General features: G+C 49.9%; 8 protein-coding genes and 1 pseudogene. All 9 read left to right on the forward strand.

What is annotated here, in order from left to right; translation table 11 throughout:
• The first annotated feature begins 264 nt into the window (after positions 1–264).
• A complete protein-coding gene (locus NB063_RS32510; RefSeq protein ID WP_322975343.1) occupies positions 265–792 on the forward strand; it encodes an acyltransferase in 528 nt (175 codons plus the stop codon).
• An 18-nt stretch (positions 793–810) separates the two neighbouring features.
• A complete protein-coding gene (locus NB063_RS31520; protein ID WP_250933743.1) occupies positions 811–2,040 on the forward strand; it encodes a glycosyltransferase family 4 protein in 1,230 nt (409 codons plus the stop codon).
• A 73-nt stretch (positions 2,041–2,113) separates the two neighbouring features.
• Positions 2,114–3,178: a DUF6625 family protein gene (locus NB063_RS31525; protein ID WP_250933745.1), complete on the forward strand. Its 1,065-nt coding sequence runs from the start codon at positions 2,114–2,116 to the stop codon at positions 3,176–3,178.
• A 438-nt stretch (positions 3,179–3,616) separates the two neighbouring features.
• Positions 3,617–4,141 (forward strand): helix-turn-helix domain-containing protein, encoded by a 525-nt coding sequence (locus NB063_RS31530; RefSeq protein WP_250933747.1) that lies wholly within the window; start codon positions 3,617–3,619, stop codon positions 4,139–4,141.
• Between the two features lie 3 nt (positions 4,142–4,144).
• The gene (locus NB063_RS31535; RefSeq protein ID WP_250933749.1) at positions 4,145–4,747 is read left to right on the forward strand and encodes a transposase; all 603 of its coding nucleotides are present in this window, start codon (positions 4,145–4,147) and stop codon (positions 4,745–4,747) included.
• A gap of 257 nt (positions 4,748–5,004) precedes the next feature.
• Entirely contained in the window at positions 5,005–6,315 is a 1,311-nt protein-coding gene (locus NB063_RS31540) for a lipopolysaccharide biosynthesis protein (RefSeq protein ID WP_250933751.1), read from the forward strand.
• The gene (locus NB063_RS31545; protein ID WP_250933753.1) at positions 6,315–6,875 is read left to right on the forward strand and encodes a serine O-acetyltransferase; all 561 of its coding nucleotides are present in this window, start codon (positions 6,315–6,317) and stop codon (positions 6,873–6,875) included. The genes NB063_RS31540 and NB063_RS31545 overlap by 1 nt, the downstream gene beginning before the upstream one ends.
• A gap of 254 nt (positions 6,876–7,129) precedes the next feature.
• Positions 7,130–8,368: a hypothetical protein gene (locus NB063_RS31550; RefSeq protein WP_250933755.1), complete on the forward strand. Its 1,239-nt coding sequence runs from the start codon at positions 7,130–7,132 to the stop codon at positions 8,366–8,368.
• A gap of 340 nt (positions 8,369–8,708) precedes the next feature.
• Positions 8,709–9,008: pseudogene (locus NB063_RS31555) on the forward strand (transposase); the annotation flags it as partial.
• Between the last annotated feature and the right edge of the window lie 240 nt (positions 9,009–9,248).

Consider the following 9,248-nt stretch of genomic DNA (forward strand, 5'->3'; position numbering starts at 1 on the left):
ACAACAAATGGGACATCCCCGTTGCTGCCCGAAGGTAGGAATAGCAAGGTCATGTCCAGCAAGCGTTGTGTGGACGGCGTCTTCAACATCGAAAATTTCGAAGCCGCGATCTTCTTTTGCTGTGGTGGACTCAAGCTCTACCCACGATAATTACGGACGAACCCTTTGCTTTAGCGGAACGAACTGCATGGGCAGGGCAATCCAGAACGGCGAAGCACTCTCACATAAGGCGTTTTTTTGAAATCATCAATTTTAAACTACGTGATGCGGGAGCTGCCTCTTTGGTTAATTGGGTTGACCACGAATTGGCTTCCAGAAAATATCTGGACCTGCCGTATTCGGGGCGTGTTAGCTCGGCCATTCTTTCGGTCTTGTGGACGCGGGTTTCAGTATGGAGCACGGGTCCGATTCATACATCCTGAGCTAATATCTATCGGCAGGTCCGTTTACATTGCTCAAGACGGATGGGTAAATGGCAAAGGGGGGCTGACACTCGAGGACGGCGTAATTATAGGGCCCCGCTGCTCAATCGTAACTACATTTCATAATTTTCACGGTGAGCGTGTTCAGTACGGCACTCGAAGTGGCGGATCCAACGCCATTCGAATTTGCGAAGGCTCGTGGCTGGCGACTGGAGTAGTCGTTACTGATGGTGTCAATATTGGTCGAGGATGCGTTATAGCAGCCAACGCAGTGGTGACAAAAGATACTCCCAAAAATGCCGTGATGGGCGGAGTTCCGGCACGCGTCATTAGATCCAGCACTCAGTTGGATCAAAAGTTGGACGAGTAGGCTCAAAAGGACAGCAATGTGGCGAAATTTAGCGAGCTCGAATTGTTCAATTCGAAGAGCCAAAACCAAGAGCGAAATATAGATCAGGCTAAGGCGCAACTTCCGCACTTGGTGTATGTAGTAACTTCGCCTATGTCCGCAAAGTTCTTGCTGGGGGATCAGCTCACATTTATGCGAGATGCTGGTTTTCGGGTGACGTTAATTGCATCACCGGGGGCGCTGCTTGAGCAAGTGCGTAACGACCAACAAATTGAAATTGTCCCCGTCGCAATTGAACGAGAAATTAGTCTAATTAGGGACGCAAAATCTCTGTTCTTCCTTATTCGAGCGATACGGAAACTCAGGCCAGATATCGTCAATGCCAGTACGCCGAAAGCGGGTTTGCTAGGGATGATGGCCGCATGGATTACTCGCGTTCCCATCCGGATCTACCTCCTAAGAGGCTTGCGACTTGAGACCACCAAAGGGATTAAGAAATCGGTTCTCGCAATCACCGAACGCATTGCCTCAGCGTGCGCTAATCACGTTGTTTGCATTAGTGACAGCCTCAGGGGCATCTACGTCGAGCATAAATTGGCCAGCAAACAAAAGACAGTCGTTCTAGGAGCGGGGTCCTCGAATGGGATCGACATGAGGAGGTTTTCGAAAGATGCGATCGGCGCAACGACGCGTCTTGTTTTCCAAGAAGGTACTAAAGGCCCTGTGATCGGTTTTGTTGGAAGGCTAACGCATGACAAGGGAATCCTGGATCTCATCAATATCTACCAATGTGTGCTTTTGATAATTCCCTCAGCGCGATTGTTGCTCGTCGGCGATTTCGAGATCGGTGATCCCATCCCGGATACAGCTAAATCATGGCTTCAACGCCATCCCCAAGTGTCGATAACAGGATTCGTGGATGATGTTCGATATCTATTAAGAGAAATCGATGTCTTGGCAATGACCAGTCATCGCGAAGGTTTCGGGAACGCTGTAATTGAAGCAGCAGCAATGGAAATTCCAATTGTAGGCTTTAGGGTTACAGGCGTTGTTGATGCCGCAAGCGACGGCGAGTGTAGCGTGTTAGTTCCGCTCGGTGACGTCGGTGCCTTTTCCGCCGCCATAGTCCGCTATTTGACGGATCAATCGCTACGCGACGAGCACGTTGTGAAGGCCAAGCAACGAGTGCATAAACTATTTAGGCAAGAAAAAGTCTGGGAATCTTGGTTGCAATACTACCATGGTCTCATTTCCGCTGCTAAACGATGAGTCATCCGGTATATTGTCACTAATCAACAATAGGGATCACATGCGTCACCTGCCTAGAGATCACACTCAGACAATGGACCAACAGCCCACTCTCATTATATTGGTGTGTTACTTTGGGCGGTTGCCATCTCTGTTTAATGTCTTCCTGAAGTCGTGTGGCTATAACCCGTCCATTTGCTGGCGGATTATCACAGACGATCGCACTCCCTACGATTTCCCTTCCAATGTGCAGCCTGTGTACATAGAATTCGGTGACGTCCAAAAGCGGTTTCAGCGTCACTTCGACTTCAGGATTTCATTGAATTACCCATATAAGTTATGCGACTTTCGGCCAGCGTTCGGATTGGCGTTCGATGATTTGGTAGAAGGGTTTGACTTTTGGGGGCATTCGGATATCGACATGATCAATGGCGATATTCGCAAGTTCCTTACCCGGGAAATCTTCGAGCTGCACGATAAGGTACTGGGTTTTGGGCACATGGCATTCTATCGAAATACGGATGAAGTCAATTCTGCCTTTGCCGCTAACTGCAGATTCGGTCGTAAGTCGAGCAGTTACCGGCTGGATCAATTAGGGGTACTTGGTCAAAAATGGCATTCGGAATGGGCAAATAGTGCTGCAGCATATGAGCGTTCCACGCAACCAGTTCATCAGATCATTTTTTCAAATGATAAGTATTGCCACTTCGACGAATGGAACGTCCGGGCGTACGGCATCAACGACCTGTTGCTGGACATCGGCAAACGAGTGTACGACGGCAGGGAATTCGCAAATCTGCATATTCCCGTGGGGCACTTTGAATTGTCGAGGCTAACCAGCGTTGCGTCGCAACGTCCAGGCACCCCCTGCGTTTTTCTCTTTAAGCAGGGGCAGCTGCTGCGCATCATCGCAGAGAACGAAGAACTCACATTTGACGAGTTTCTTTATCTGCACATTCAAAAAAGGCCAATGAAAAACAATCTTGTTGGCGAATTGCCGGACTCGTATCTGATAATTCCGAACTGCTTTATTCCAGTGCCCAAAGAGTTGACTTTCAAGCGTGTTAAGCAACTTGGAAAGAGATGTCGTTTTTACCCTGAATATGTCAAATTTAAGATCAGAAACATCAAGGCTAAACTGCTTGAGAAGTTTTCTTGATGGGCTCCAATTAGGCAACGCCAAGTCGAAACTTCCGTTTTACTGTAAGTTGCTTGCCTGTCTGGCTTTATCAGTATTGACAACAGTTGGAAAAGGTGCTTCCAGCCGTGTGCTTTTTTGTTTCAGGATGAAACCGCGGAAGGTAACTCAGTATTGCATGGCCATCGCATCAAATGACTGATGTAGTATTCTCGTGTGGGTTGCCCTATTGAAGCCCTCTTGCGAAAGATTGCAGCAATTCGTTTGACGCACGCCCTGCAATGGAGATGGTAATGCTGCATTGCCCAGGGTATCCGGGGCGTCATTTGGAGTGCGGACGAGTTGTGTGTTCGCGACGCGGAGTTGCTCGGCGTCTTGCGTGAGCACGGCATGGCTTAGGTTTTGGTCCAGCTGGGAAGATCGTGGGTTCAGTAGAATTTTCCGCAAAGGAGAATTGCCATGCAAGATAAAGAACTGTATCAGCAAATCCTGGGACTCAGCTTGCCCTGGACTGTGGGCGACTTTGAGCTTGACCACGAGGCATCTGAGATTGGAGTGAAGGTTGGCCATCCGCGAGACGCCAAGTTTTGCTGCACCGACTGCGACGCTCAATTCAGTTGTCACGATTACACCGAGGAACGCCGTTGGAGGCACCCGCATTCCTGCCAGTTCAAGGCGATTCTGATTGCTCGGATACCTCAAATGAGGTTCCTGGCACACGGAGTCGAGACAGATGTCCCATGGGCCGAGAAGCATAGCCGCTTCACAATCCACTTCGAACGATTCGCAATCGATGTGCTGTTGGCGACGCAAACCGTCAAAGGAGCGATGAGCATCCTTGGCACGAAATGGGATCAGGCATGGAACATTGTTGCGCGAGCCGTTCGCCGTGGTAAACAGCGAAAGCAGGTCACAGCGATGTCTCGGATTGGGATCGACGAGAAGGCTTTCAAGAAGGGGCGCAGCTATATCACGTTGCTCTAGGACTTGGACAACAGCGCGGTCGAAGTGATTAGCGAAGGAAACGAAGCTGACGCCGCAGAAGCCTGTTTTTCAGAGCTTTCGGAGGATCAGTTCGAGGCCGTCGAAGCGATCGCGATGGACATGAGTGCCGCTTACGTCAAACCGACCAAGGAGACCACTCCACTGGCAGAAAATAAGATTGTCCATGATCGATTCGACGTGATGCAAATGGCAACCAAGGCAGTTGACCAAGTTCGACGAAGCGAAGACCTTGTCCTTCGAAGTCTTCACATAACGGCCATTCGCGGGCGACGGCCGGATGCGAGGCTGGTCCATCACAGCGATCGGGGTGGGCAGTATGCAGGTAAAGGATTCCGAGCAACGCTTGGTCGAGCGTCCATGCGACAGAGCATGAGCCGTGCGGCTGACTGCTACGACAACGCATTCATGGAATCTTGCTTCGGAACCATCAAGACGGAGCTTGGAATGATCGAGTGCGAAAGCATGCCCAAAGCGGACCAAGAGTTGAGCAGTTGCTTCGCTTGCTGCAACCGCGAAAGAAAACACTCCAGTATCGGGTACCAAACGCCACACCAATTCGAAACAAACCACGCTGGTCGAAAATAAGACTCGCGTGCCCCAGGTTTCGGCACCACCTCACCATGTGATGGCTCCGAAGCGAAATGCATCCCCCCCATTTGCTAGCCAAGAAAGGGCTCGCAGCGACGCCTTCCTGAACCTCGCGAACGATTCGTTGTGGCGCAATTTCCCTGCTCGGCTCCAATGCCTTGTCGTCAACGGTTTCTCGTTTCCTTGCTCTGTGATTGCGTAGTGACCCACATTTAGTCGACAGCGCGGTGGCGAAAAGCAATTATGCAGAAACGATGAACATGCAAGAACGTTCAATGAAGATAAACTTCGTCTGGATGCTGCTTGGCAACGGAGTTCATACAGCGTGCCAATGGGGTGTGCTGGCCTCCCTCAATAAGATGGGGGGGCCAGGTGCTGCGGGGCTTTTTCTGTTTGCGTATGCCGTCGTGCTTCCGTTGTCAACGCTATCAAATTTCAACTTTAGGATCGTTTACATTACTAACGCTGTCCCAGATATTTCGTTTCGATACTATATCGGAGCTAGGTATTTCTGGAATGTCGTCCTTGTTATGCTTGTTGGTATCGTTGCGATTTCGTTGGATTATGGAAATGCCACAACAGCATTAGCATTTGTCGGAATGGCGTTGGCGGCAAGCATGCAGTCCGCTGGAGACCTATTTGCAGGCTTCTTTCAGAAGCTTGAGAGGCTAGACATAGCAGCTCTGTCAAATGCCCTGAAAGGTGTGTTCAACTTTGCGTCTGTTTTTGTCGTCTTCTTTTTTTCTCATAGTGTCGTCCTGTCAATCATCGCGTTAGCGTTGAGCAGGTGCTTGTGCTATTGCTTGTATGACGTACCAATGGCGAATCGCCTAATCACAGGGCGCTATCGCCTCGTTGCTGTGAAGGAGCTGTCGTGGTTGTTTACTGGAAAGACGCTGAGAGAGTTGACGTGGGCAGGACTACCTCTTGGGATCAACGGAATTCTCGGTACTTTGTCCCCTCAACTCCCTAGGCTATTTCTCGGGCAGGAAGAAGGCCTTTCAGCTCTTGGTATATTTGGGTCGATCGCTCAGGTAGTAGTGGGTGGCTCAATGCTGATTACTGCGCTGGGAGCAGTGATCACGCCGCGTCTTGCTAGAGCGTACTCGGAGAGTCGGACTAAGGAGTTCTGGAGGATTTCAAGATACGCACTAAGCTTCGCTCTTTTCTTAGGGCTAGCTGGGATCTGCTTGGCTCTCCTCGTCGGTCGCGAGTTGCTCGTTCTGTTGTACACCCCTGAATTTGCGGGCTATGAAAATATATTGGTATTGTGCATGATTAGTGCCACTGCGGCATACGTCGGCTGTCTTCTGACGATGATGCTCGCCTCTGTTCGGCGATTTCGTTTCATACTTGTTGCCGCTGTATGCCAATGTGCCACTACGTTGCTTGGAACTTTGGCGTTAGTTCCGACGCTAGGTGTTACTGGAGCAGCGTACTCATTGATAGTTGCAAACTCCTTCCACCTTGTGCTTGCCGCAGTTTTTCTCTTTGTTGGCACTCGGGACATGTCGTTAAAAAGTGCAGGAGCAACTGGGCCAGATGAAAGTGTTCGGAGTTGTTAATGCTGGATGTCATTAAATGCGACTTAAAGAAACGTCGCGAGAAATATGCGAGTCGATTTCCGATGCTATCGGCGCTTCGTTTGGCGGTTGCGGTTGCGCTGCTTCCGCAGCTTCGCACTGTAGTTATATATCGAATGTCGCGGTGGTTCCGGATGCACCATGTTGGCCTAGTTGCTAGGATGCTCGATGTTCTGAATATTCAGGTTTGCCATTGCGAAATAAGCTCGATGGCGGAAATCGGCCCTGGTTTAGAAATTGCGCATGTGGGAGGTGTCGTCATTGGCGGTGGGACTCGAATCGGAAGCAATTGCCTCATATTTCAGGGGGTGACACTTGGCAATGCCTATGGGCCTCGAGGTATTAAGGCAGCAAGCGATAAAAGAATTCAACCGACGATTGGAAACGATGTCACTATCGGTGCAGGTGCAATGGTCCTTGGTCCGGTCATTGTTGGCAACAACGCTTCTGTTGGAGCCAATGCCGTAGTAGTGGATGATATCCCAGAAGGTTTTGTCGCCATTGGTGTCCCAGCTGTGTCTCGACCTGCTGTTAAGGCATGAGTTTTTCGTTCGGCTCGTTTTTGAAATCGTAATTTATGGTCTCAGTGTCAACCATTAGGAAGAGTCAGGACTCGAGCAATGTGTACAACGCATCAGTAATTATTTGTTGCCTCGTAACTCTCTTTGTTGCAGCGCTCGCACCCCAGTGTCGTCATTGGTATCTCGTCCCCATTGCCTTGTGCGGGGTCGTGGTAATGCCCGAGGGGCTCCGCTGGCTAACAAGCAAGGGGGACGCTTTAGATCTCTATGGGCTCATGGGGCTATTTGCCATTGTTTTCTTCTTCTTTGTTCCCCTGCTCTATGTTCCGCTCGGGCCTCGGCTTTCACATGTGCCTTCGCAGCCAAGCGACTACCGCCCGTGGTTGGGAACAGCAGCAAGTTTTAACTTCATCGGCCTGCTTTGTTTCTTCGCAGTAAGGACATGGGCGGATGGTGTCGTTGCCTGTCCGCGTCGCATTTGGGTGTTCTCGCCTCGTCGTTTTTATTCAGTCGCAGCCATTGCTTTGGCTGTGTCTTTCCTTGCACAGGTCTACTTTGTCGTCAGGATCGGAGGAGTGTCCAATTTGATGTCCCGTGAAACGGACTTGTCCGGAATGGGGATCTTCTTTCTCTTCTCCGAAAGTTTTCCAGCGCTGCTGTTTTGCATCGTGCTAATTCATTTGCGAATTAACAAGCAATTGCATCGATCAACTGCTTTGATGCTATTTCTAGTCTGCGTATCATTAGCGTTTGTTTTCGCTGGACTGCGTGGTAGCCGTAGTAACTTTTTGAATTCTGTCATGATCATGGCGGTTGTGCTAAATTACCAAGGATTCTGGATCAGTAAACGATCGCTGATTATTGCTTTAATCCCACTGTCAATGTTTCTTGTTGTTTACGCCCTGTTCAAGCAGCTGCGAAACGATTTTGGAAAGATAAACTCAGTCGAGAGTTATGTAGCGTTATCCGAAAAAACGGGGCGTGATTGGAAAGGCGTGTTATTGGGTGATATTGGACGGGCAAATATAGAGGCTCTTACGTGCTACAGATTGGAGAACAAATACGGATATAAGTTTGCCTATGGAAGCACCTACCTAGGAGCAGCGTGCGTGCTTTTGCCTCGAGTTATTCGTCCCGAAATTCGAACCACAAAAGTTGCTTCATCCGACCTGCTGTATGGAATGGGGGCATATTCGGCAGCTGGCGATTCCAGGCGGGAGTCAACGCGGATTTTCGGGTTGGCTGGTGAGGCAATGCTGAACTTTGGTTACTGGGGCATACCAGTCGTGTTTAGTATCGCGGGCTACGCTGTATCGAAAACGCGATCGTTTTTCATGAATCTCCCAGTCTCAGACATGAGGGTTTTCCTGTACCCGATGTTTTTGCGTGTAATCATTACGATATGGCACCTGGACGTGGTCAATATGGTGTTTGCAATAGTAAAAAACAGCGGATTTATTTTTATCGTCATTTTCTTGATTTCGGACAGAGTTACGCTTCGTTCCAGGAAATGAGAAGATCCACGCGTTTTTAATCTGGACCAGATGTTGATGGCTGCGTGTGGTGAGCTCCCAGGAAGACGCTAGTGCTGGAATTGCTAATTGACGCTGAGTGAAGGCGGCACGTGACGCGTCACTATCGCCGAGAATGACGTGCAGGCGATGAGAGCAAGTGAACCCGCGATTCATAATTCAGCCCATTAAGCTCGACTTTTTCCACTTTCGTGGAATTTGAGCTGGCGGATTGGTATAGGTAAAAGCAGCTTTCTTGCGCAAGAATTACGATTCCTCGCAGTTGCAAACCCGAGCAAGGAAGCTGCCATGGTTCGCGTGCCCCCGTGAATTTAAGCCATTGATGGATCAATTGTTTTCGGCAACTCGTCATCGCGAGACGGCCAATCAATTGGTTATTTTCTTTGTTGCCGCCGCACTGGTGATCGGAGATCGCACCGTTTCGGCGGTGCTTCGACTGTTGAGCATCATCGAACCGCTCAACCCATCCGCTTATCGTCGGCTGTTCTCGCATCGCAGGTGGTGCTCCCGACGGTTTACTCGAATCATCGCCCGCTTCGTTCTCGATCGGTTCTTCCTCGAAGGGGTGATCAGGCTTGTCGGAGACGAAACGGTCGATGGTCACCGAGGCAAGAAGGTCTATGGCAAGGCCCATCTTCGATCCAGTTCACGCTTCTCTTCACTGCGGCTTCTAATGTGGGCCGTGTATTGGTAGACCGAGACAACCATGTCTGAATGGCACGGGCGTAAGCCTTCACGATCAATATGCTGTGGGTTTTGCTCCAGCAGGCAACAACCGGTAGTGCTAGCAAATATGAGGCGATAGTGCTCTGCATCTCGAGTGCCGATTTGGATTTGAAATTACGGCGAAGCTCCTTTGAAA

It is taken from the genome of Aporhodopirellula aestuarii (assembly GCF_023701485.1).
In the GTDB taxonomy this organism is placed as follows: domain Bacteria; phylum Planctomycetota; class Planctomycetia; order Pirellulales; family Pirellulaceae; genus Rhodopirellula; species Rhodopirellula aestuarii.